23 protein-coding genes are annotated in these 25,301 nt (G+C 46.5%); 9 read left to right on the top strand and 14 right to left on the bottom strand.

The features are described from left to right. The first annotated feature begins 586 nt into the window (after positions 1–586). The gene (locus CWO08_RS08025) at positions 587–2,917 is read left to right on the top strand and encodes a Tex family protein (RefSeq protein WP_102479332.1); all 2,331 of its coding nucleotides are present in this window, start codon (positions 587–589) and stop codon (positions 2,915–2,917) included. Between the two features lie 250 nt (positions 2,918–3,167). Here the strand turns inward: CWO08_RS08025 and CWO08_RS08020 are convergent, their stop codons facing one another. Continuing rightward, the gene (locus tag CWO08_RS08020) at positions 3,168–3,641 is read right to left on the bottom strand and encodes a hypothetical protein (protein ID WP_048661309.1); all 474 of its coding nucleotides are present in this window, start codon (positions 3,639–3,641) and stop codon (positions 3,168–3,170) included. 341 nt (positions 3,642–3,982) lie between these two features. Next, positions 3,983–4,759, bottom strand: a complete 777-nt coding sequence (gene bioH, locus CWO08_RS08015; RefSeq protein ID WP_048663065.1) for a pimeloyl-ACP methyl ester esterase BioH — start codon at positions 4,757–4,759, stop codon at positions 3,983–3,985. A gap of 93 nt (positions 4,760–4,852) precedes the next feature. Between bioH and CWO08_RS23950 the strand changes: the two genes are divergently transcribed. The 4 genes from CWO08_RS23950 to cysQ all read left to right on the top strand — a co-directional run bounded on the left by CWO08_RS23950 (position 4,853) and on the right by cysQ (position 7,973). Next, a complete protein-coding gene (locus CWO08_RS23950; protein WP_181360038.1) occupies positions 4,853–5,566 on the top strand; it encodes a ComF family protein in 714 nt (237 codons plus the stop codon). Positions 5,567–5,675: 109 nt separating this feature from the next. Continuing rightward, entirely contained in the window at positions 5,676–6,260 is a 585-nt protein-coding gene (gene nfuA, locus CWO08_RS08005) for a Fe-S biogenesis protein NfuA (RefSeq protein WP_048661415.1), read from the top strand. A gap of 298 nt (positions 6,261–6,558) precedes the next feature. Then, on the top strand, positions 6,559–7,110 hold the full coding sequence (gene nudE, locus CWO08_RS08000) for an ADP compounds hydrolase NudE (RefSeq protein ID WP_108020207.1): 552 nt from the start codon (positions 6,559–6,561) through the stop codon (positions 7,108–7,110). Positions 7,111–7,145: 35 nt separating this feature from the next. Continuing rightward, positions 7,146–7,973, top strand: a complete 828-nt coding sequence (gene cysQ / locus CWO08_RS07995) for a 3'(2'),5'-bisphosphate nucleotidase CysQ (protein WP_048663063.1) — start codon at positions 7,146–7,148, stop codon at positions 7,971–7,973. Positions 7,974–8,075: 102 nt separating this feature from the next. Here the strand turns inward: cysQ and CWO08_RS07990 are convergent, their stop codons facing one another. The 12 genes from CWO08_RS07990 to gspC all read right to left on the bottom strand — a co-directional run bounded on the left by CWO08_RS07990 (position 8,076) and on the right by gspC (position 19,574). Then, positions 8,076–8,855 (bottom strand): type II secretion system protein N, encoded by a 780-nt coding sequence (locus CWO08_RS07990; RefSeq protein ID WP_102432197.1) that lies wholly within the window; start codon positions 8,853–8,855, stop codon positions 8,076–8,078. A gap of 1 nt (position 8,856) precedes the next feature. Then, entirely contained in the window at positions 8,857–9,345 is a 489-nt protein-coding gene (locus CWO08_RS07985; RefSeq protein ID WP_055320004.1) for a type II secretion system protein M, read from the bottom strand. Positions 9,346–9,365: 20 nt separating this feature from the next. Continuing rightward, positions 9,366–10,595, bottom strand: coding sequence for a type II secretion system protein GspL (gspL, locus tag CWO08_RS07980; RefSeq protein WP_108020206.1), 1,230 nt, complete (start codon positions 10,593–10,595; stop codon positions 9,366–9,368). Continuing rightward, complete coding sequence (gspK, locus tag CWO08_RS07975) at positions 10,564–11,613, bottom strand: type II secretion system minor pseudopilin GspK (RefSeq protein WP_108020205.1); 1,050 nt, start codon at positions 11,611–11,613, stop codon at positions 10,564–10,566. The genes gspL and gspK overlap by 32 nt, the downstream gene beginning before the upstream one ends. Next, a complete protein-coding gene (gspJ, locus tag CWO08_RS07970) occupies positions 11,597–12,364 on the bottom strand; it encodes a type II secretion system minor pseudopilin GspJ (protein WP_108020204.1) in 768 nt (255 codons plus the stop codon). Before gspJ ends, gspK begins: the two co-directional genes overlap by 17 nt. Beyond that, on the bottom strand, positions 12,351–12,725 hold the full coding sequence (gene gspI / locus CWO08_RS07965) for a type II secretion system minor pseudopilin GspI (protein WP_108020203.1): 375 nt from the start codon (positions 12,723–12,725) through the stop codon (positions 12,351–12,353). The genes gspJ and gspI overlap by 14 nt, the downstream gene beginning before the upstream one ends. Then, entirely contained in the window at positions 12,712–13,305 is a 594-nt protein-coding gene (gene gspH / locus CWO08_RS07960) for a type II secretion system minor pseudopilin GspH (protein WP_061019412.1), read from the bottom strand. The genes gspI and gspH overlap by 14 nt, the downstream gene beginning before the upstream one ends. Positions 13,306–13,370: 65 nt before the next feature. Further along, a complete protein-coding gene (gspG, locus tag CWO08_RS07955; RefSeq protein ID WP_017062485.1) occupies positions 13,371–13,814 on the bottom strand; it encodes a type II secretion system major pseudopilin GspG in 444 nt (147 codons plus the stop codon). An 88-nt stretch (positions 13,815–13,902) separates the two neighbouring features. Beyond that, a complete protein-coding gene (gene gspF / locus CWO08_RS07950) occupies positions 13,903–15,123 on the bottom strand; it encodes a type II secretion system inner membrane protein GspF (protein ID WP_048661299.1) in 1,221 nt (406 codons plus the stop codon). A gap of 1 nt (position 15,124) precedes the next feature. Continuing rightward, complete coding sequence (gspE, locus tag CWO08_RS07945; RefSeq protein ID WP_048661298.1) at positions 15,125–16,627, bottom strand: type II secretion system ATPase GspE; 1,503 nt, start codon at positions 16,625–16,627, stop codon at positions 15,125–15,127. Next, on the bottom strand, positions 16,627–18,651 hold the full coding sequence (gene gspD, locus CWO08_RS07940) for a type II secretion system secretin GspD (protein WP_052880256.1): 2,025 nt from the start codon (positions 18,649–18,651) through the stop codon (positions 16,627–16,629). The genes gspE and gspD overlap by 1 nt, the downstream gene beginning before the upstream one ends. 41 nt (positions 18,652–18,692) lie before the next feature. Then, positions 18,693–19,574, bottom strand: coding sequence for a type II secretion system protein GspC (gene gspC, locus CWO08_RS07935; RefSeq protein ID WP_102432202.1), 882 nt, complete (start codon positions 19,572–19,574; stop codon positions 18,693–18,695). A gap of 331 nt (positions 19,575–19,905) precedes the next feature. Between gspC and hslR the strand changes: the two genes are divergently transcribed. From hslR to CWO08_RS07915, 4 genes are all read left to right on the top strand, one after another. After that, positions 19,906–20,292, top strand: a complete 387-nt coding sequence (gene hslR / locus CWO08_RS07930; RefSeq protein WP_048663055.1) for a ribosome-associated heat shock protein Hsp15 — start codon at positions 19,906–19,908, stop codon at positions 20,290–20,292. Positions 20,293–20,310: 18 nt separating this feature from the next. Next, complete coding sequence (gene hslO / locus CWO08_RS07925) at positions 20,311–21,204, top strand: Hsp33 family molecular chaperone HslO (RefSeq protein WP_048669600.1); 894 nt, start codon at positions 20,311–20,313, stop codon at positions 21,202–21,204. A gap of 337 nt (positions 21,205–21,541) precedes the next feature. Then, positions 21,542–23,167, top strand: coding sequence for a phosphoenolpyruvate carboxykinase (ATP) (gene pckA, locus CWO08_RS07920; protein ID WP_048661293.1), 1,626 nt, complete (start codon positions 21,542–21,544; stop codon positions 23,165–23,167). A gap of 154 nt (positions 23,168–23,321) precedes the next feature. Continuing rightward, on the top strand, positions 23,322–25,292 hold the full coding sequence (locus CWO08_RS07915; RefSeq protein ID WP_102432203.1) for an AsmA family protein: 1,971 nt from the start codon (positions 23,322–23,324) through the stop codon (positions 25,290–25,292). The last annotated feature ends 9 nt before the right edge of the window (positions 25,293–25,301 follow it).

Below are 25,301 nucleotides of genomic sequence, written 5' to 3'. Positions count from 1 at the left end.
CTTTCGCCTGACGGGGTTAAGTCTCTATCGCAGCAATCCGGCTACTGTTTATCTCTTCGAGATAAGGTGCTCCCTGCATCTTTCCTTGATAGTGGCTAAATCCTTTAACCAATTTCCTTTTTGTTCATCGCCATCCTAGCGGTGTCCATTCTAGCCTGTCATCCTGACTGGCGAATCTCATCCAGAGATTATTACTTCCTTGCTGACCACTCATCCTAAGTAATCAAATCTTCATCCTGAAGATACCTAGTCCATTAGGCTTTTTCCTGTTCCTGCCAACTCCCTGTCGACAAGTTAAATATTACGGTAATTGAGCGAGTTTCCTAGATAGTTGCAAAAAACATTTCAGGTGGGAAATACGCCCACAAACACACAATCCAATAAAATCAATTACTTAGATAAAAAACAAGACGATTTCATTGGTTTAAAGCGACTTAGTCTCACATCACTTGTAAGAGATCTCGCACAAAGCAGGTATCAGAAACGGAAATTCGACTTCTGACAGGATAATTACACAGCCAAAGCTAGAAAAAGCGTACGCTCACCCCCATGTATTTGTCATGATATTAAATAAGAGATTCATCGGATGAGCCAAGCTATCTGTCGACTGATCGCTGAAGAACTGAATGTCCGTTCTGAGCAAGTCACTGCCGCAGTAAACCTAATTGACGACGGTAACACCGTTCCCTTTATTGCCCGCTACCGTAAAGAAGTTACGGGTGGCTTAGACGATACCCAACTACGTAACCTTGATAGCCGCCTTTCTTATCTTCGCGAGCTAGACGATCGTCGCCAAACGATTCTTAAGTCGATTCAAGACCAAGGAAAACTCACGCCAGAACTCGAGCGTGATATCACTCAAGCAGACAGCAAGACTCGTCTAGAAGATTTATACCTTCCATACAAACCAAAGCGCCGTACCAAAGGTCAGATCGCGATTGAAGCAGGCTTAGAGCCACTTGCCGATACGTTATGGAATGAACCACAGCACGATCCGGAAACGGAAGCAGCTAACTTCATCAGCAGCGATAAAGGCATTGCCGATACCAAAGCTGCACTGGATGGCGCACGCGCGATCATCATGGAGCGCATTGCGGAAGACGCAAACCTGCTTGAAAAGATTCGCCAACACCTGAACCGCAACGCAGAGCTTGGTGCTCGTGTTGTGGCTGGCAAAGAGAACGAAGGTGAGAAGTTCAAAGACTATTTCGAACACAACGAAACGCTAAACAAAGTACCTTCACACCGTGCGTTAGCCATGTTGCGAGGCCGAAATGAAGGCTTCTTAACGTTGGCAATGAATGCAGACCCTGAACAAGAAGAAGGTGTACGCGGTTCTTACTGCGAGAACATCATCTCTGATCACTACGGTATTACTCTAAGCAGCGCTCCTGCAGATGCTTGGCGTAAGCAAGTGATTAGCTGGGCATGGCGCATCAAGGTTTCTATGCACATGGAAACCGAATTGATGGGCGCGATGAAAGAACGAGCAGAGATCGAAGCAATTGAAGTATTCGCAACCAACCTTAAAGACCTGCTAATGGCTGCGCCTGCTGGCCCTCGAGCAACATTGGGCTTGGATCCAGGTTTACGTACCGGTTCGAAAATCGCTGTTGTGGACTCAACAGGTAAAGTTCTAGCGACAGAGACTATTTACCCTCACCCACCGCAAAAGCAATACGACAAGTCAGCACACGTGGTTGAGCAGATGGTTCATCAGTTCAACGTTGACCTGATTGCGATTGGTAACGGCACAGCTTCCCGCGAAACCGACAGCTTCGTGGCTGATGTGATTAAGCGTGGCAACCTAAAAGCACAAAAGATCATTGTTAGCGAAGCGGGCGCATCGGTTTATTCTGCGTCTGAGTTAGCAGCAAAAGAGTTCCCGAACATGGACGTATCGATCCGTGGTGCAGTGTCTATCGCGCGTCGTCTGCAAGATCCATTGGCAGAGCTGGTGAAAATTGACCCTAAATCGATCGGTGTGGGCCAATACCAACACGATGTGAGCCAAACTATGCTCGCTAAACGCCTCGATGCGATTGTCGAAGACTGTGTAAACGCCGTAGGTGTTGATGTGAATACCGCGTCTGCCGCACTACTTACTCGCGTAGCGGGCCTTTCTAGCACCATCGCTCAGAACATCGTGGATTTCCGTGATGAAAATGGTCGTTTTGAAGCGCGTACTACGCTGAAGAAAGTCGCTCGCTTGGGGCCAAAAGCCTTTGAACAGTGTGCTGGTTTCCTACGAATTATGGACGGCAAGAACCCTCTCGATGCATCATCGGTTCACCCAGAAGCTTACCCTGTGGTGAAAAGCATCGCTGAGAAAAACCACAAAGACATCAAATCTCTGGTGGGTAACACAGACTTCCTGCGTGGCTTGCATGCCATTGATTACACCAATGAAAACTTTGGTGTACCAACGGTAAGCGACATCATCAAGGAGCTGGATAAACCGGGACGTGACCCTCGCCCTGAATTTAAGACAGCAACCTTCGCTGATGGCGTAAACAGCGTTTCAGACTTAGAACCGGGCATGATTCTAGAAGGCGTGGTATCGAACGTGGCTAACTTTGGCGCCTTCGTTGATATTGGTGTTCACCAAGATGGCTTAGTGCATATTTCAGCGCTCACCGATCGCTTTGTCTCTGACCCCCGTGAAGTGGTTAAAGCCGGTGACATCGTCAAGGTGAAGGTAATGGAAGTCGATGTTCAGCGTAAGCGTATTGCGCTAAGCATGCGTATGAAGGACGAGCCGGGACAAGATAACCGTGCTCAACGTTCAAGTGCACCTCGCACGCAAAACCGCCCGAACCAGAATTCACAAGGTGGACAACGCCGTCGTGAGGAGCCGCAACAAAACGCGGCGATGGGCGGTGCTTTTGCCGCAGCCTTTGCTAAAGCGAAAAAATAATCCATTAGCTCATCTAAAAAGCTGATGTGCTTAAAACAAAAAACCTGCATCCCTTAGGGTATGCAGGTTTTTATTATGTGTTCAAAAAAGACATCGAAGCTGAGCTGTATTCTACGTATTTTATACTCGAAATAATTGGGGTTGCAGCTAGGCAACAAGTAAGTTCATCCCTATGAGCATAGGGGTTCTATGTAATTAGGGTGAACTTACGCAGTTAACAACGCTGCGGCTTCAAGTATGAAGAGTATAATTACAACACAATCAGCATTTCTGATGGAGCATGAGGCGCAACAGCATGACCATAATGATATTTTATGACCTTACGTCGTTTCTCCATCTGTCCCTCCTGAATCGCCGCATCTAAAACATGCTTTGGCAGGCGAAAACGCATGGTATAGCCTTTTCCTTGGTCAGCACTGTAAGTTCTCAGTGCCAACAAGCTGAACAGCCTATCAAAAGGATCTTGTGGCTCTTCTTGGCTAATCGAATTGGCCTCTGACTCGTTCTCCATTTCATAACCCGGATGGTCTGAAGGATCCCAAGCCGACTGCTGCCTTCGCTTATCGTCCGACTTTACCTTTCGCTCTGCATTGGTTTTCGCCAATGCTACGGCGGGAGCGACAGGTTCTCGAACTCTATTATCACGCGCAACTTGCTCTGTTTGCACATTAACGGACGGGGCGATTAGTGGCACACTCACTGCAGTTGCAGGTGACACAATCATCGCGAACTCTCCTCAAGAATCGCCCATCGTTATTGCTATAACGCTGTTGTACTGTGAGTCAGCACAACAGGCATAGCCCAACTTACCGCAATCAGCTCAGGAGAGAGTTAGGTCTGAGTATCATGCTGTACATTGGTGTTATACCAATCGTGGTAAATAACTGCTCAACCTAGCTTGTTAAAACGCTCGATAACGGCGTTAGAACTTTTGATTGTAGAATAACTACTTATCAAAAAGCTCTGCCTTGTTCTCTAGCCTTTTTCCTACACTATTTTTGAACACTTACTTACTGTGATTGGTATTAGGTTATATATCGACCAAGCCGGCAATAAATTTAGCGATTATTTTTGGGCGAAGCTGACCAGTTCACTGCAAAAGGCATCGGCTTCGGTCATAAACGGCGCATGTGAAGACTGCGTGAAGATGTATTGCTCAGTATGAGGCAGAGCATTGCCCAAATCTTTGGCCACCTTGATTGGCACCAATCCATCTAATCGACCATACAAGCGCAACATAGGCACTGAAATCTCAGGCAATTGTTCACGCAGGTCGACGTCCGACAGCATCTTTAATCCTGCTAATAATGATTCAGGGTTCGGCAACGGGCGAGACAGCACCGCTTGCTTGAGCTGTTTTACATCTTGTCTTGCTGAAGGGCTACCCATGGCTTGCAATGCCATAAAGCGTTCGATGGTGGTTTGGAAGTCTTCCACCAGCTGTTCGGTGAATGCGCTTAATACGTTTGGCTGAATACCTCGCCATAATACGGGCTCTTTAGCAGCAGCGAATTTAGGAGAACTGGCGACAGTCACAAGCTTGCTCACGTAATCTGAGTGATGAAGAGCCATGTGCGTTGCGACCAAACCACCGAGCGACCAACCCACCCAGATCGCTTGTTTAGGCGCTTCGGCCAACAGTTGCTGAGCAATCTCTTCAAGATCTTGAGCGTGGCAGTGTGCGCTGTGTCCATACCCTGGTAAATCGACAACATGCACTCGGAAATCAGCTTGTAATGCATTAACGGTTTGTTGCCACACCGCACCGTTCATTCCCCAGCCATGAACCAGTACTAAATCAGGCCCTTGCCCAGAAACATGCCAATATAACGCGTCACTCATTCTCAATATTCCCTACTTTTTCCGTCAGCGATAATCCGTGCTTTTCAGTATGGTTAGCAAAAGGAACACCATAACCCAAAAGCATCGCGAGCTATGTTATCCGATTGGCTACAAAAACACACACCACGTCTGGTCACACCTCAATGCCACCTATGTAAGCTCGATAAGCTTCCCGAGGACGCACATCCTCGATGGTGCAATTCTTGTCTCAAGCTCTTTGAACCTGTACCACGCTGTCAAAGATGTGGCATAAAAACACTGACCACTGTCGATCAATGTGGTGAGTGCTTAGCTAATCCTCCGCTTTGGCATCGGCTCTATTGCGTCGGTGATTACACCTTCCCAACAGCAGGCTATATCCAACAAATGAAATACGCTGATAAGTTTTGGTTTGCACGTGATCTGTCTAAGCTATTGGCATCACGTATCGATCAACCTGCTCCGTTGCTCACCAGCGTACCGCTGCATTGGCGCCGATACACCCATCGCGGCTTTAATCAAAGTCAGCTACTGGCCAATTACACGGCTCAAGAGCTTGGCGTTAAAGATGAGGTGTTGTTTCGTCGAATTCGCTCAACAGCTTCCCAGCAGGGGCTGACTAAATCCGCACGATTACACAATCTAAAGAGCGCTTTTGCGCTGCAAAAACAAGACTTTCAAGGAACTATCCCCTCTCACGTCGCGATAATTGATGATGTTGTAACCACCGGCAGTACTGTGTATCAATTATGCCAATTACTACTTGAAGTGGGCGTTAAAAGGATTGATATTTACTGCATCTGCCGCACTCCTGAGCCCTCTGGATAAAAGCTGTGAATCACTACTTGTACAGCAATCCAACAAAAAAGGGCTGAATTACAAATCTGACAGGAGTAGAATGGCGCTAATAACCTACAAATCTACTCAGGTATTCGTCGTGTCAAATATTACTATTACAGAAACAGCTCAAACTCACTTTGCCAATCTGCTGTCACAGCAGCCTGAAGGTACAAACATTCGTGTGTTCGTGGTAAATCCAGGCACACAAAACGCTGAGTGTGGTGTTTCTTACTGTCCAACAGATGCTATCGAAGCGTCTGATACCAAACTTTCTTTCGAAGCATTCTCTGCATACGTAGATGAGTTAAGCCTACCATTCCTAGACGAAGCTGAGATTGACTTCGTGACTGACAAAATGGGCTCTCAACTAACGCTTAAAGCACCAAATGCTAAAATGCGTAAGGTATCTGATGATGCACCGCTTCTAGAACGCGTTGAATACGCAATTCAAACACAAGTTAACCCACAACTTGCTGGTCACGGTGGTCACGTTAGCTTGGTAGAAATCACTGAAGACGGTGCTGCTATCGTAGCATTCGGCGGTGGTTGTAACGGTTGTTCTATGGTTGATGTGACTCTAAAAGAAGGCATCGAGAAAGAACTTCTTCAACAATTCGAAGGTGAACTGACTGCTGTTCGTGATGCAACTGAGCACGATCGTGGTGAGCACTCTTACTACTAATCACTGATTTAGTGTTAGTCGTTATTTGAAAGGTTGATGCGTGAGCATCAACCTTTTTTGTTTTAGGTCTAAGAAAACACGCCCCTATATTAGCTTCCTATGCTCTTGTATTAATGAGCTTAATTATCAAAAACCTCACCTCGTTACCATCTTGAGTAAGGTATTCAAGTGATCGTAATCGACTCCTGCTTCAATAATTTTCGGATATGAAAACTCGGATCTAGGAACTCAAGGTCATTTCCCCTATATTAGAATGACTTTATAAGAAAGAATTCCAATGAGCTAAGGAGCGAGCGCAATGACAAAAAGGACCAAGCCAGAGATTTTGGCTAAACAAACTGTCGCTCAATCAAGACTATTCTCTATCGAGTCTCTCGACTTACGCTTTTCAAACGGTGAAGAGCGCACTTACGAACGCATGAAGCCTAGCGGGCGCAACGCAGTGATGATGGTTCCAATTACTGAGCAAGGCGATATTCTGTTAGTACGTGAATACGCAGCGGGAACTGAACGCTATGAACTCGGCTTTCCAAAAGGGCTGATTGATCCAGGTGAACAACCAAGTGACGCCGCGGTTCGTGAACTCAAAGAAGAGATTGGCTTTGGGGCTAACAAACTCACTCCACTAAAGGAAGTGATCCTTGCGCCCTCTTACTTCTCTAGCAAAATGACGCTGTTTATCGCAGAAGACCTCTACCCAGAAAAGCTAGAAGGTGATGAACCAGAGCCACTAGACGTTGTGCGCTGGCCGCTTGCTCAAGCCGAAGAGCTATTAACGCATCTCGACTTCTGTGAGGCTCGCAGTATTACCGCCCTACTATTGACCCTTCGCTCGCTAAATAACAACTAAAGCCATAAGCGCACTCGAAGAGTAAGAGAATATTTATGCCAACAACAAAAGATTTGTCTCACCTCCTACCCTCTGTCATTGAGGTTGCTCGCTCTGCAGGCCAACTCATCTTAGAGATCTACGAAAAGAAAGATTACGAAGAGTTCACCAAGAGTGACGACACGCCTGTCACCAGTGCCGATCTGGCTGCGCATAAACTGATTTCGAAAAAACTCAGTGAACTCACGCCTGATATTCCAGTGTTATCTGAAGAAGCCGCTGATATTAGCCTAGAAAAACGCGCTCAGTGGGACCGCTACTGGTTGGTTGACCCATTAGATGGAACGCAGGAGTTCATCGCAAGAAGTGGTGATTTCGCGACAATTATCGCCCTAATTGAACATAACAAGCCAGTAATGGGTGTGGTGTATGCTCCGGTTTCTGGTGTGAGCTATTACGCATACAGCGGTAAAGGGGCTTGGAAAATTCCAGACCTTAATGACAGTGTTAAAATCAAAACGCATCGTCATGAACTACCAAACCAGTCTATTGCAATGGCGATCAGCCGTCGCCAAGACATCAATCGCATCACCAGCCGTATGAGCTCAGCATGGAATTATGATTTGGTTCCTCTAGGCTCAGCAGCGCTTAAGGCATGTTTAGTAGCAGAAGGTGCTGTGGATTGTTATCTACGCCTTGGACCAACCGGAGAGTGGGATACCGCCGCAACGCAGTGCATTGTTGAAGAAGCTGGCGGACGTATCTTAAGTACTCAACTAGAGCCGCTTTCGTACAATGAAAGAGAAACGCTAGAAAACCCGAACTTCATTGTACTCGGTGATGCAGATTTACCGTGGGCAGAGATCTTACAAGGCAAAGACTAAAGCCAACAGTCTTTATAGCCATAGGATATTCAAACAAAACGGGCACCTCAATGAGGTGCCCGTTTTTTATATCTCGTAATTTAGTGACCCTTAGCTGTTTAGCTAAAAACGACCTTGGTAAGTAAACTGATATTTACCTTGGCTGTCAGGGTTACCCAACCACTTAAGCTGGCTCTGCATCGCTGATGGGAATTCAGCACCCGGTTTAAACCATGCTGCCGAGGTGTAGCTTTGATTAGGCGTTACGCTCGCTGAGAACTCACTGTCCACTTGATCACTCTTCTGGATGCCTTTAGCTGCAATGGTGTTGTCTTCACAGGTAATATCCGCAATCACGGGCCCGAGGTCTAATGAACCCACTGGCGAGTCGACAGCTGCACCAGACCAAGCAAGCGTACCTTCGCCCGATTGACACCAAGGCTGAGCATGAACTGCGTGTTTGATCGTCAGTTCAACTTGTCCTGCAATAGAAACGGGGACTGGGATAGCCGGCGCATATTTCATCACGTTCATAGCAGGCATTGAAGCCACGAGGTTTTCTGCATAAGCACCGCTCATGCTATATCCAACACGACCTTTACCGGATAAATTCATGTCGCTGTTACGACCAAAGCGAACCGCAAGCTCGGCTTTGGCTTGGAATAGTTTAGAGAACTGGAAGTCCCACTGCACTGAGCCGTAATTGACACGCTGCCACGCAATATTGTTAGCGCGACCTTGCCAAACGGTGCCTTCAACGCCTTCGATGCTTAAACCACGCACAGCGGGCGCATGCTTGAGAGCAAAAGCGGCAGGCAAATGCAGCAACAAGCTTACTGAGAAAAAAACGATAAAAATGACGCTGAATAACAGGCCATATTTGAAAGATAGACCGCGTTTCACATTAACCTCGTTTAAACTGTAGTCGGTTGATCTCAATAACCCCAGGGCTATCAGAGCGATCAATATCCATAAACTCAACCTCAACACCCTGTTTTTCTTTCAGGTATGTTAGCCAGTCAACGAACTTATTAAATGGCACAGGCTTAATCCACACTTGCAGCATCTCACCACGTGGTTGTACGCGTATCAGCTCGATGTTAAAACGGCGCATAGAAGCAGGCACAGATTGGTTTAAAGGCTGGCTGGCACTTATGCCACCACTGCCTCGCAACTCAACCACTTCATTGGCTTTATTGGTTACCCAAGCCAGAAGTTGCTTCTCACTTTGAATACGGCTCTGCGCAAGTTCAGCTCGCTGACTGAGTGGCTGGATTAGCCCCCAATAAACAACACCGACCACCAATAGAATTGAGCAACCAATCATTAATCGTTGCTCTCTCTGACTTATTGAAGTCCACCACGCTTGGAGTGGCTCAATCATATTTCTCATCACTGATCTCCTTACGCAGGTTATTGATGGGGTTTAAGAGTAAAGCTGCCAAATACAGCATCGCCATTACGGTTTAATGGACCTTGTTCAACGGTAAATTTCTCTTCGAGCTTCACTCTCGCAGTCTCAAAGTGTTGGAAATCAGAGCTTTTAGCCTGAAGTCGAACCTCAGAGCGGTTGCCATCGTAGCGAATACTTTCGACTTCGATTGACTTCACCTGCCCTAGCGTTTCTGGCAATAACGCTAGCCAGCCTAGTAAGGAGTCACCCTCGCCTGAACCGCCATATTTCTTGGCTTCATCGTTCATCTGACGCTTAAGATAGCTCACTGTTGGGATACGTTGTTTACCTGGGAGCACTGCTCTGAAAATACGTTCACTCTCCATGCGGTAAGCTTGTGCTTGAGCTTCGTATTGTTGAACCTTCAACACTTGTTGAGTCACAATCACAGCCACCAGCAAACAAGCAGTAATCGCTACTTTCTGCCATACGCGCCAATATTTACTGAATGAAGATTTGGTTTTAAAGGTGCCAGTCAGTAAATTTACGCCACTTGTGATCGCTTGTTGGCTCAGCAAAGACATCACCAATTCCGCAGGCTTTGCTTGCCAATTCGCACCGCTCTGCTGTTGAACGTCTTCGCTCGGCATCGCGGTATAGCTAAAGATAGTCGTCGCTTGCTCTTCGTCATCAGCAACAACCCAATCACTTTGCAAAAACATCGGTAACCATGCTTCGCTGATCGACACGGCTTGATAGTTACCTTGGCGCAGTAGCCAATGCTGGTCGATCTGCAATGCACTGATGCCAGATTCTTCAAAAGGCACGGCCAGTGTATCTGGTAACACCTTACGGAAGATAATATTGGCTTCACGAAACAGGTCTAAAGCTTGCTTTAACCATTCGCGGTCGACACCACACACGGTAGCGTGCGTTGCGTCTTTATCTAAAATCGTCAGGTGTAAATCTTCGATATCTTGTGCGACTTCGTCTTCTAATAAAAACGGCAGCATAGAATCGAACTGGCGAGCAGCACCTTTCGGGATCTCAACACGCTTAATTAAGCATTCATTTCCCGGCAATAAAGCGATACAGCTGCGCTTTTCAGCGTAAGGCGTTAACTCATCCAGCAGCTCCCAGCTAGACAACTCACCACTTGCTATCACTTCTTGTTGGCTTGTCGACCAAACTAACCACTGCACAGGGCTTTGTGGTTCGCTACTCAGTCGAACGGTCAGAAACTCGCTCACTGATTCCTCCAAAACGACGGCGTACTACCGTCACTGTTTCTCGATTACTACTATAGAAAAGCGTCCGTATACGTACACGGGACTGCTCAACTAATACCTCTGCATCTAGCTCAAAATAGGCGCTATCTACAGTTAAATATGCTTTCGCTTTTTTGCTAACTTCGGCACTCACGCCAACAATGGCAGGTTCTGCCATAAAAGCATCCACCGTATCCCAGCCATCAAATGGGCGTTTGTCTATTAGCTGTTTAGCATCTGACTCACTTAAACCAGGTGCAAACATCGCCTCCAATAAAGGCGCCTGCTTTTCCGTGAGTGTATTCACGTTCAAGCGAAAATCGTCGCTAGGCAGAGCGCAAACAAACGGGCGAACCTTATTCATCACTTCACCCGTGACCTGATAAACCGCCCTTAGCTCAGATTCATCCGCCATTAAGCCATTCGCCGCCAAATAAGATGGCTTCATCGCTTCATAGGTGCTGTCTTCTACCCCCGCTGAAGAGGTGGTTCGGGTATCTGCGTCAACAAATTCCCACGTTGAGTTTGCAATAACCTCGGCCTGATAAGGCTCAACGTCTTGGTTTTCTAATAAGGTTTGCCAAACCGTGATCAAATAAGGTGTCTGGTTACTTGAAGTAGTCGTCACTCCCGCCAATGCATTGAGATTAAAGCAAGCCTGAGCATCAACGATGCGCCCCTTAACTTGACCGTAATCCAATGGGTATACCTGCTCTTCTAGCGCCCATGGTTGACTTAAGTTTACGGTATCACTGTCTTTGTAGCTTTGCCTAATGCCGTCTTGCACCAGCGCTTCTACGCCAATGCTGTACCAATAAGCCTGTTGGTAATTCAGTTGATTACCAACGCGCTTGAATTGCGTAAACAGACGTTCCGACATACTGCCAGCGATAGTTGCCATGATAGCCAATAGCATCAGGATAATGATCAGCGCGACACCACGCTGCTTACGACCCATAGCAGACCTTGTCCGTGCAAGCTTGTTAGTTCGATGAGTCATTATTCCCCTCATTACTGCCTGAAGAGTCACTGTTTGAAGCATCATCGGCCTGATCTAGCGTGCCACCGGGAGTGAGATAAACACGCTCTATCTCACCATAATCTTTCAAGGTTAGCTTTAACCTTACCGCTTTCGGTAGTGATTTGTCGGTTTGCCACTCTTTGCCCCAGCGGCTTCCGTCATAAAACTCGAATTCCAAGCTTTCAACATCATCAAGCAAAGGCGTAATCACACCTTCTTGGCCTGCAGGGGTATCGGGGTAACGCCACCACACACGCTCAAGTGTTTCTTCTTTAATACGGTAGCCCACTTTGGTGACCTCTCCGCGAGGAAACTGCTGCTGTGGGTTATGCCAACCAAGGCGAGTAAACATGATGCCAACACTGTCGGAATCCAGTAAATACTCTTTCATTAGGATCAGCTTAGATGATGCTTCTTCACCGTTGGTGCGAAATTTTCGCACCGCCATCTGGCGAAAATCATTATCTAAAATGACTAAACTACGTTGCAGTTGATTCAAACGGGCGCTGCGCTCGATTGAGAGTTCATTGCTACGCTGAACCTGATTCACTACCTGATAAGCCGCCATGCTCAACGTGGCAAAGATAGCGATCGAGACCAAAACTTCAATTAAGGTAAAGCCTCTCCCTTTTGAAGATAGACCTTGTTTACGTGGCATACGCTTATTTGCCGACACGCTCTTACCTAGCGACTTGCTCTTAGCTAACCACACGTTTTTAGTTGACCACATAGCTGCGCACCGTAACCACTGGAGACGCTTTCTTGCTGGTTGCCGCACTCACATCAAACGCCTTTAATAAATTATCGCTGGTATCGATGGGAGTCACCTTCCAGAACCACTCTCTTCCCGCCAACTCTTGTGTACCCTGTGCTTTTTTAAGCTTCTCAGGATGCAGCATCACCAAGGCCATTTGATTATCAACGACCATAGCAGCGAAGGTTTTTTCTTCTAGATAACTGAGAGTATTGATGTGCTGCGTAACAGCACGAATCACACTGATCGCTGCCGTTGCGAAAATAGCGAGCGCAACCAATACTTCAAGCAGAGTCATACCACGAGAACGAGAAGGAGAACGGTTATTCCTCTTCATATTCTTCTCCCGGCTCTAGTAATCGAATGACACCATTATCCAATACTCGAATACGCCAACCATCTTGTATGGTGTCTCCGGTATTTGGATAAAACGACAATACAAATGGCGTCATTTCAGCACTCGACAAGATGTAGATCTGCGGTGGCTTTGGCTTCTTTTCCTCTTCCAGATCCGCAAACATATCTTCATCAAACAAGCTTCCTGGATTGAACAGCCGATCATCGTCTTCCCATGCACCACCACCTAGAGTCAGTGACAATGCGAGTTCTTCCGGCAATTCAGTTGAAGAGGGGATTTTTTCAAAGTCGACTTCTTGCCAGCCTTCAGACTTAAGCGCCATCAGTACATAGGTCGATTTTTTTTCATCAACCCGAACACCAAAATCCAAGCCACTTAAAATAGCTTCTTCATTGAGTAGCTGAACTCGTTGATAAAAACTTTGAGCATATTTTTTAGCAACATCTTTACTATTGGTAGGAATGGTCGCGATCACCGCGACCGCCGTTACTGACAGTAATACCAATACCAAAAGAATCTCAATTAAGGTGAAACCTGGCTGTGTTTGCTTAGTTTTCACCTTTAGACTCCATCTGTTTACGTCCTAACATCAAATAACGGCATCAAGTGACAATAAGCCTAGGCTTACTGAAAGTCTTGCATGTTCCAGTTGCCGATATCCGCAGCAATACCTTCACCACCTTCTTGGCCATCAGCGCCAAGTGTAAAGATATCGATAGTGCCGTTATCACCAGGGCTTAGGTATTGATACTCATTGCCCCATGGGTCGTTAGGTAGACGCTTGATGTAGCCACCGTCACGGTAGTTACGAGGCTCTGGGCTACTTGGTTTAGAAACCAATGCATCAAGACCTTGATCCGTTGTTGGGTAAACGCTGTTATCCAGTTTGTACATATCGAGCGCATTCTCTAGCGCCACGATATCAGTGATGGCTTTTTGTTGGTCAGCCTTCTCTTTGTTACCCAATAGGTTAGGTACAACAAAGCTCGCCAATACGCCAAGGATAACCACAACAACCATCACTTCTAATAGGGTAAAGCCTGATTGTTTCTTCATTCTGTTTTTCATTATTTTCTCCAAATTACAGACAGCGAGTTGAAGGTAATAATGTCCTTCTTCTCGATAATCCAAAAACTAACGTCTTGTGAGCAGTCATTTAGCCGCTCATTAAATTATTCATTTCAAGCATCGGCATTAAGGTCGCCATCACAATGAACAGCACTAAGCCTGCCATCAAAGCGATAAGTGCTGGTGTGAAAATACCTAGCGCGATATTCACGGTCGATTCAAAGCTTTGGTCTTGGTTGTCCGCCGCTCTTGTCAGCATTTGTTCTAACTGACCACTCTGCTCACCACTGGCGATCATATGCAGCATCATTGGAGGGAAGAGTTTGGTTTGATCGAGCGCTTTACGCAGGCTTGCCCCTTCTCTAACACTGTCTGATGCCTGTAATACTTGTTGCTTCACATGGTGATTCGACATTACATCAACCGCCACTTTCATCCCTTCAAGAATAGGAATCGCACTCGAAGTACAGATAGAGAGTGTTCGTGCAAAACGAGAGGTATTAATCCCTTTTGCTATTTTTCCGATCAGTGGAATGCTTAATAGCTTGCGATCCCAACTCATGCGAACGCCCGGTTTTTTCAGCGCGGTCTTAATCAACACAATCACACCAATGATCAACAACAGTAATTGGATACCCCAATTCTGGATAAATTCACTTGATGCCAATAAAAATTGTGTCGATTGAGGAAGCTCTTGGCCCATTTGGATAATAGGCTCGACAATCTTAGGTACCACGGTTGCCAACAGGAACGAAACAATCGTCACCGCAAACACCACCAGCACCACAGGGTAGATCATCGCTTGTAGCAGCTTAGAGCGCATCTTCTGGCGGTTTTCTGCATAATCGGCTAACCGCTCCAATACCGCATCTAAGTGACCAGATTTCTCACCAGCCGCAACCATGGCTCTAAACAGTTCATCGAAGATGTGTGGGTAATCAGCCAAGCTATCCGCTAGCGAATAACCTTCCGTTACCTTCGAACGAACCGCCAGTAGCATGGTTCGAATGCGTGGCTTTTCAGATTGTTCCGCCACGGCCTTCAGACACTCTTCTAGCGGCATGCCAGACTGAACGAGCGTGGATATTTGTCGAGTAATTAAAGCAAGATCAGGTGTACTGATACCACGCTTAAAGCTGGTCGAGGGCTGAGCACCTTTCGCAGTTTTAGCCTTGGCTTCAGTCATCTCAACCGGCATCAAGCCTTGTTCTTTCAAGCGTTGGCGAGCCTGACGAGCGTTATCCGCTTCAATAGAGCCTTTTTTGCTCTTACCTTTGGCATCCAGTGCTTTGTATTCAAATGCCGCCATACTAGACTTCCTTGGTCACACGCATCACTTCTTCTAAGGACGTTACCCCTTTTAGAACTTTGCTCAAGCCATCATCTCGAATACTTGGGGTTGTGCCACGAATTGCTTTCTCAATCGCCTGTTCGCCAGCTTCACTGTGAATAAGCTCTTGCACCGAGTCGTCAATCATCAGGAGTTCATGAATACCGGTACGGCCTCGATAGCCTTTGTGACTGCAGTTTTCACACCCTTTGGCATGGTAAAGCGTAAGGCTGTCTTTCTTCTTCAACCCAAACAGCTTCTTCTGCTCTTTATCCGCTTCGTAAGGTTCTTTACAGTCGTTACATAGGGTACGAACCAAGCGCTGAGCCAAAACACCCAGCAGCGAAGAAGAGATCAAGAAGGGTTCGATGCCCATATCACGTAGACGTGTAATCGCACCGATTGCCGTATTGGTGTGAAGGGTCGACATTACTAAGTGACCGGTCAAAGAGGCTTGAACAGCGATCTCAGCGGTCTCTAAGTCACGTATCTCACCAATCATTACCACATCCGGGTCTTGACGAAGAATGGCACGTAAACCACGCGCAAAGGTCATATCAACCTTAGGGTTCACTTGTGTTTGGCCAATGCCATCGATATCGAATTCGATTGGGTCTTCAACGGTTAGAATATTTCGCTCATTACTGTTGAGCTCTTGCAGGCCAGCGTACAAGGTCGTTGATTTACCAGAACCCGTAGGACCAGTAACCAAGATGATACCGTGTGGGCGCTGAATAAGCTTACGGAAGTTTTCGTGGTTCTCGGCCGTCATGCCTAAACTGTGCAGGTCTAGACGAGTCGCGTTCTTATCCAACAGACGCATTACCACGCGCTCACCGTGCGATGAAGGCATCGTAGACACACGAACATCGACCGCTCGACCACCGATACGCAGAGAAATACGACCATCTTGTGGCACGCGTTTTTCCGCAATATCTAGCTTAGCCATAACCTTGACACGTGACACCAACAGCGGAGCCAGTTTACGGCTCGGCGCAAGAACATCACGCAACACACCATCAATACGGAAACGGATAGACAGTGATTTCTCAAAGGTTTCGATATGAATATCTGAAGCACCCTCTTTGATCGCCTCACCCAACATCGCGTTAATTAGCTTGATGATTGGTGCATCGTCTTCCGATTCAAGTAAGTCTTCATCTTGTGGCAACTCTTCTGCTAGCGAGAAGAAGTCGTCGTTGTCAGCACCAATGTCTTCCATTAGCTGACGAGCTTCCGACGAGTCACGCTGATACGCATCGGTCAATTTTTTATCAAATTCGTCTGCGCTGATCGCTTGTGGCGTGAAGCCATTTTTCACCACACGGCTTACTTCAATGATCGCCGCCGATTTTAGAGGCTCTACATAATAAAGTGCCGGCGGACGCTCTGGATGCTGATATTCCAACACCATCTTGTAGCGATTCGCAAAGCTAAACGGCAAGCGCTGATAAGTACGTGCCGCCCCTACCAATTCAGCCATTATTCTGTTTCCATTTGATCAATGAAGGCTTGGATTTCAGCCGGGTGATTCATGTCTGCACCAAATTTAGGCAGTACTGGAATATTATCGTCAGCCATCAGTTTCAAACCTTGCTCTGCCTTGTACAGCTGCTCAGCTCGAATGAAGTTGTATTTACGCTGAGTGATACCATCAGCCGTCATACCATCACGGATGATGGTCGGTTTGATGAATACCATTAGATTCTTTTTCTCAACCTGAGTACTGGTTGACTTGAACAGGTGCCCAAGAACAGGAATATCACCCAAGAATGGCACCTTAGATTCACTCTCTAACGCACGTTCATCAATCAAACCACCCAGCACCAGCATTTGGCCATCTTGAACAATCACAGAGGTGTTCAGTTGACGCTTAGCAAAACGTACATCTACCGCGCCGTTCGCGCCCAATACGTTCGACACTTCTTGTTCAATATTCAGCTGAACAGAATCGCCTTCGTTGATTTGTGGAACAACCTTCAGCTTGATGCCCACTTCTTTACGTTCAACCGTTTGGAATGGATTATCGTTGCTTGAACCTGCTGTTGAACCTGTTAAAACAGGCACCTCTTCACCCACAATGAATGACGCTTCGCCGTTGTCCATCACGGTAATACTTGGAGAAGATAGGATGTTTGAGTTTGAATCGGTCGCTACCGCACTAATAAGTGCAGTCCAGTCACCCATCACCACACTCATTGCCGCGCCATTAACACCTGAAAGTGCAGAGGCTAATGTTGAATAATCACCTTCTTCAGTGGTGGTTTCATTTCGTAGGAATTTTCCATCAGAGTCATAAACAGCGGTGGTTGTAGTAGAATCTTTAGCTTCTTCTAGACCGACCATTACGCCACCAATTGACGCACCAGTGTTGCTGTACTGGATCATTGCACCTGTTTCTAGGTTACCCCATTGCACACCAAGGTTAACGCCATCGCCTTCAGCCATTTCAACGATCAAGGCTTCAATCAATACTTGAGCACGACGAATATCCAGCTGAGCGATCACGTCTTGCAGAGCGTTCATGATGTCAGGCTGCGCGGTAATAACTAGAGAGTTAGTATCACTGTGTGCAGAGATCATCACTTGGTTACGCTGCGATGAGCTGCCTTTGGTTGATGACTGCTTCTCTGATTGCAGGTTATCCGACACACCTTTCAACACATCGACCAAATCTTCAGCTTTCGCATACTTTAGGTAGATAACTTGGTTGTTACCCTTGGTTGCCATTTCGACATCAAGTTGCTCGATAAGCTTTCTTAGACGGCTACGAACCTTAGGGTCACCAGAAATCAGAATCGCATTGGTACGCTCATCAGCAACCAGCTTAGGCTGTAGGAATGCAGGCGTATTCTTCGCATCTGTGGTTTTATTCAGCGCATCAACAATGCGTACCATCTCTGCTGCTGAGGCATTTTTTAGCTCAACGACTTCAATCTCTTTATCACCTGCTTGGTCAACACGCTTGATGATTTCCGCTAAACGGTTTACCACCGCCGCTCGGCCGGTAATAAGAATGATGTTGGCAGGATCGTAGTGCACTACGTTACCCGCACCGGCATTGTCGTTCAATTGACGAAGCAAAGGAGAAAGCTCACGAACCGAGACATTACGTACCGTCACAACACGCGTGACTACGCTGTCGCCAGTGATCGAATCACGGTCACCGACAACTGGAATTGCCGAGGTTTTAGAGTCTTTAGCTTTGATGATCTTAAGAACACCCGAGTCCATTTCAACGACCGCGTAGCCATACACCTCTAATACGTTTAAGAAGAAGCTGTAATATTGCTCTTCATTCAATACGTCGTAGCTGCGTACATCGATTTTTCCGCGCACCGATGGATCAACGATGATGGTCTTCTCTAAATTACGACCAACAATATTAATAAACTCTTGGATATCAGTGCCTTTAAAGCTGGCACTAAAATCACTCGCGATGGCTGCGGGTGTGCAGATCAAGCTTCCTGCCAATAACCATGCACTTTTCTTAAACCAATGCTTCACGTACTTCTCCTACACTTTCGTCCTTCGATAGACGCAAAGTTTTAAAATTCAATAAACACTTCATGTTGTTGACCATCTCTCTCGACGACGAGATTTAACTCTGTCAGCTCTGAGATAGAACGGAATATGTTGCCCATAGCGGCTGGGTCTGTCAGGTCTTGTCCATTTAACTGAGTAGCAATATCTCCGTTTTGGAGCCCCACTGAGTTAAAAAGTTCTGAATCTTTGCCAGGGCTCACACGATAACCAATAACACTATCGTCGCGCTTCACCTGAGACAGTCGAACATATTGGAAGATTTGTTGCGGATCTTTCATTATCTTCGCTTTAATTTCATCAAGCTTCTCTTCTGCAGAAGCCGGGTTATTACCACGAACCGAAGAAGAGGCTCGAGGTGACGCTGGCGCTGATACGGCCAAACGCTTGTACTCAATACCTTCAAGCATCAGGGTTTCGTCTCGTCCTGAGTTGTCAATGATCACGCGATCGACTAATACCGCTTTGAGCTTGGCTCGGGTGCCTTCAATCTCTTCATTAATCCCGTAGGTCGCTTGCGTGCCGCGATTCGCGATCACTGCTAAGCTCAGTTTTGGATTAGAACTAGCGACTGCACCCACTAAAACGAGGTTTAATCTTGTCTTAGGCGCATCTTGAATAACTTGCTGTTCAACTACAGCGGGCGTGCTTGGGTTGTAAGCTCCAAACATGTTGCTCTGCTGCAAAGAAGATATATCCAGGGTCGATTGAGGCGTTGAAGACGATGAAGCCGATGCTGCCCAAGGCACGACGGTGTGCTCGGCAGGTTCGATAAACCATGCAAGCTGCCCTAAAATCCATGCGGAAGCAGCAATCAATACACAACAGATCGCTAGGCTTAGTTTCTGCTGAAGTACAAACCCATTCTCTAATAAGCGGCTCAACATAGGAGAATTACCTACGCGACTTTTGAGCTCTAAAAAGTTCACTTTCCTTGTCCCTTTTCATGACGACAAACGCTGCAAATCATTAAACTTTCAGCTTTTTTATTCATTCGTTCGATACCAAGCTTATTTAAGCAATAAGATCTTAAACTATATCATAGCAAATCGATAAATCGGCATAACATGGCTATTTTGTATTATGACTTGAAAAAAATGCCAACCGCCTCCACATAAAACCTCTACCTAATGTGATAAGCATCATCAAAAACATGTTGCGCACTGTTCATTACAGTTAAACCGCATTCATTTCTTACTAAATAAGGCACTGCCCTATATGAAAACTGCTAATGAAGCTGTCAGACTCGATAAATGGTTGTGGGCAGCACGCTTTTACAAAACTCGGTCCATTGCTCGTAACATGGTCGATGGTGGCAAAGTCCACTATAATGGTCAGCGCAGCAAGCCAAGTAAAATTGTCGAACTTGGGGCTGTGATTACACTGCGCCAAGGTAATGAAGAAAAGACGGTGACTATCGAGAAAATCTCTGCTCATCGTGGTGGAGCTCCAATCGCTCAAACCCTCTATGAAGAAACCACCGAGAGCTTGGCAAAAAGAGAAGAGTTTGCGACACAGCGTAAACTGAATGCTCATAACCCAGCTCCAGAGCGTCGCCCTGATAAGAAGCAACGTCGTGACATCATTAAGTTCAAGACTCAATAAGCTAGAAGGAATAGCCAAATGGCAGACCCAATGTCTACAAGTAATGTTTTAAATCGCTACCTATTTGAAGACCTATCAGTACGTGGTGAATTGGTACAAATGGATGAAGCGTACCAACAGATTATTTCTAGCAAGGAATACCCAGCACCAGTGCAAAAACTACTGGGCGAGCTATTGGTATCAACAACGCTATTAACTGCGACCTTAAAGTTTGAAGGTTCTATCACGATGCAATTGCAAGGTGACGGCCCAGTATCTCTAGCAGTTATCAATGGCGACCACGATCAGAAGATCCGTGGTGTTGCTCGTTTTGAAGGCGATATCGCAGATGACGCAGGTCTACACGACCTAATGGGTAAAGGTCACCTAGTGATCACTATCGATCCTAAGAAAGGTGAGCGCTACCAAGGTATCGTTGGTCTTGAAGGCGACACACTAGCTGAAGTACTTGAAGGTTACTTCGCAAACTCTGAACAGCTTAAGACCCGTCTATGGTTACGCACTGGCGAGCACGAAGGCAAAGCACATGCTGCAGGTATGTTGCTGCAAGTTATGCCTGACGGCACTGGCACACCAGACGACTTCGAGCACCTAGAGCAACTGACAGACACAGTGAAAAACGAAGAGCTATTTTCTCTTGAAGCAAACGAACTGCTTTACCGTTTGTACAACCAAGAGAAAGTACAGCTATTCACACCACAACCGGTTGAGTTCTTCTGCGGCTGTTCACGCGATCGAAGCGCAGCTGCAATCATTACCGTTGCTCAAGAAGAGATCTACGACATCCTAAGTACCGAAGGAAGCGTTGGTCTGCACTGCGATTATTGTGGCACAAACTACTCGTTCGACAAGAACGATGTTGACGCACTGTACGCAGAAGCAGCAGATAAAGGCAGCAATACGGTTCATTAATTTACGGCGTACCTAAAACACGTAATTTACCCCAAAAAGGTCAGCACTAAGCTGGCCTTTTTTGTGATCAAAATAGCGCAAACTCCGTAACATCTCGTAATAAAATCACCGCTTAATTTTAATCAATTAATAATGTTCTCACCCCTAGCGCAAAGGTTTGCGTACAGGATAGACTAGTTGGGCCAATATGTGACGAGACGCTTAAAACCCTATGGTTAATATGGGTATTTTTTGAGCTGTATCCCTGTTTCCCCCGAGTCTCGTTGCTAGCATGGTGAGCAGATAACAATAAAAAATTAATACAAAATCCCTACAAAATATCCTACAAGGAGCACCTATGACCGTTATGGAACATACAAAGGCTGCACAAATTGATCTAACTAAGCACGGACTGACTGGCGTTACTGAAGTTCTTCGTAATCCTAGCTACGAGCAGTTATTCGTTGAAGAAACACTGCCAGGTTTGGAAGGCTACGAAAAAGGCGTAGTAACGGAACTAGGCTCTGTTGCGGTAGACACTGGTATCTTTACTGGCCGCTCACCAAAAGATAAGTACATTGTTAAAGATGACACGACCCGCGATACCATGTGGTGGTCAGATCAAGGCAAAAATGACAACAAACCGATTACAACTGAAGTATGGAATGAGCTGAAAGAGCTTGTGACAACTCAGCTATCTGGCAAGCGCCTGTTTGTCATCGACGGTTATTGTGGTGCTAACCCTGATACGCGCTTAAGTGTACGTATTATCACTGAAGTAGCGTGGCAAGCGCACTTCGTTAAGAACATGTTCATTCGTCCAACAGACGAAGAGCTAGCAACGTTCGAACCAGATTTCGTGGTAATGAACGGTGCTAAAACAACCAACCCTAATTGGGAAAAACAGGGTCTGAACTCTGAAAACTTCGTTGCTTTCAACCTAACAGAGCGCGTTCAAATCATCGGTGGTACTTGGTACGGCGGTGAGATGAAGAAAGGCATGTTCGCAATGATGAACTACCTGCTTCCTCTGCAAGGCATTGCTTCAATGCACTGTAGTGCAAACGTCGGCGAAAAAGGCGATGTAGCCATCTTCTTCGGCCTATCTGGTACAGGTAAAACAACTCTATCAACCGATCCTAAACGTGAGCTAATCGGTGATGATGAGCACGGTTGGGACGATGATGGCATCTTCAACTTCGAAGGTGGTTGTTACGCGAAAACCATTCGCCTATCTAAAGAAGCAGAACCAGAAATCTACAATGCAATCCGTCGCGACGCACTACTAGAAAACGTAACGGTTCGTGGTGATGGTTCTATCGACTTTGATGACGGTTCAAAAACTGAGAACACTCGTGTTTCTTACCCGATTCACCACATCGATAACATCGTTAAACCAGTATCAAAAGCAGGCCATGCTCAAAAAGTTATCTTCCTGACTGCTGATGCATTCGGTGTACTACCACCAGTTTCTAAACTGACTCCAGAGCAAACGAAGTACCACTTCCTATCTGGCTTCACTGCGAAACTAGCAGGTACTGAGCGTGGTATTACTGAGCCAACACCAACATTCTCTGCGGCATTTGGTGCGGCGTTCCTTACTCTTCACCCAACTCAGTACGCTGAAGTGCTCGTGAAACGTATGGAAGCAGCTGGCGCTGAAGCTTACCTAGTGAACACAGGTTGGAACGGCACAGGCAAGCGTATCTCTATTCAAGATACTCGTGGCATCATCGACGCAATCCTAGATGGCTCTATCGACAAGGCTGATACTAAGGTTATCCCTATGTTCAACCTAGAAGTGCCACTAGCGCTACACGATGTTGACCCAGCGATTCTTGACCCACGCGACACGTACACTGACCCACTACAATGGGAAAGCAAAGCGAAAGATCTAGCCGAACGCTTCATCAACAACTTTGACAAGTACACAGACAACGCTGAAGGTAAGTCACTTGTTGCCGCTGGTCCTCAACTGGACTAATCCAACCATCTGCTCGGGCTTAGCCAAAAGCGAACGTCCTATTTAAAATGATATTTTTGTAGCAAGCCCCTCTTTTGAGGGGCTTTTTTGTTGATGCTTGACCCTTTTTGTTCCACTCTGTTTTAAGACTATTGAGATTTAAGGCTTTCAGGGAATGAAAAAGGTATTGATGGTGTTCGGCATTGTGTTGGCTATCGCCGTTGCGTTTATCGCAGCATTGCTGTTAAGCCTACAAACCCAATACCGCGCCGATGTTGCTAACTTTTTTATCAAGCATACGATTGAACAACCTGTGCTCATTGAAGATGTTGAGTATCAGGCGCCTTATCACATCACCTTGATGGGCATCACCCAAAGCCAATCGGAAAAACAACCACCCCTGTATATCGACAAGGTCGACATCTGGTTCAGCCCAGACTCTATTCTTGAAACTAAGCTGGTTTTGGACTCTGTATTGATCAGCGGACTGCAGTTAGAAGCCAACGATCTAGACACATTCACATCAGTGTTTACCCAACCAAACCTCAAGCTCCGTCAGCTAGCGATCAATAATCTAGATTTCTCGACTCCAGACTTTAATGCACGAGGCATCAACCTTCAGATCGCCGGCCCCGTGTGGGATAACCAAAACTCACTGCTACCTTATGGCAAAACCCAACTTTCAGCCTCGCAGTTATATTGGCAAGGTGAAGCATTCGATAACCTGTTGATTGACCTGGACCTCAAGCCGAGTGACAGCACCCTTTATGGTACTTCGTTTGACTGGCGTGGCGCTAAGATTTCCGGACAAGCAGAGCAATATCAGCAAGATTGGTCGTTAGTGAATGTGACCATCGATGGCTTACGACTCAATCAGCAGCAAACCCAAAGCCTACTAAGCAAAGAGTGGGATGTGGCAGGTATTCAGATTAACCACATCAACAGCCTAGATATTCTGCGTAGCGATGTAGAGTGGAAAGGTGGCCATCTCGCAGCCTTTGATGCCTCGTTAGAAAATATCCAACTACCCTTTGAACTGTGGAAGCAACAGAAAGCCATTTTCTCTCTGCAAGCTGAAGGAGTGACCATTGATGATGACATGTTCATCGGGCCAAGCCTCAAGCTCAACCTAGAAGCAAACCAGATTCTGATTGAGGATTTCTATACTCAATTCCTGCAGGGCACTGTGCAACTCAATGGCGAAATAACACCTAGCAGCATTGAATTAGCGCAACTCGACCTGCAAGGCATAAAATGGATTACTGAAAGCCAAGATAAAAACCTCCCTGCTACTCGCCTAATCCCTTGGCTCACACAACTCCAGAGCATCGAGGTTAGCCGACTTAACATAGAACGCAGTCAACTCATCCAACTCGCAGAAAAACCTTACTGGCAGGTCTCAGGGTTACATGTTGAGGGGCATCAAGTTCAATTGCTGCAAGATAGAAAACTAGGTTTGTGGCAAGGAAAGCTAATGGCGAGCGCCAATGATGCCAGCTACCAAAACATTGTAAGCGCTCAGCCAGTGATGGAAATGAATAGCGAACAAGGGAAATGGACGCTGACACGTCTGTTTGCACCTCTCAGAAATGGCTACATTGAAGCCAATGCGACACTCGACTTTAACCAAATCAGCAAGCCATGGAGCTTAGATATTTCTGCCGATGGGTTACCTATTGCGCCTATGCTGCAGCGACTCGAATTACCACTCGATGCAACCGGTTATGGCGAATTCGAACTTCAAGCTTCAGGTTTATATGGCGACTCACTGATGCTGGGCTATTCGACCACAGGTCAACTCACTGGTAGCGTTCGCCAAGGCGTGATGACCTTTAACGACAGGCTTTCTGAAACTTCAACCGATAACGTATTCGAGATCCCAGAGCTCAATGCCAATTTTGACCGTGGACGCTTCACTCTCGAACCGATGCACATTATTGGTGCATCGGCAGCAGAGCAAGGCGAACAAAGGATTCAAACGCTCAATGGTGAGGTTTCTGGAGAGCTCGACTTGCTTAAAGCCGAGCAACACACCCTATCGATTACCCTATCGGACACATGCCATCAAATCTCAGGCAAGCTCACCCAAGCGGAGTATTCGGAGATTAACGACTGCCAACAAAAAAGCGCCACTCCTCAGGAGTAGCGCTTTCAA

The sequence above is a fragment of the Vibrio sp. 10N.286.48.B8 genome (assembly GCF_003050085.1).
Lineage (GTDB): Bacteria > Pseudomonadota > Gammaproteobacteria > Enterobacterales > Vibrionaceae > Vibrio > Vibrio crassostreae.
Note: the sequence above shows the minus strand (reverse complement) of the source record. Positions and strands in the feature narration are given on the sequence as shown.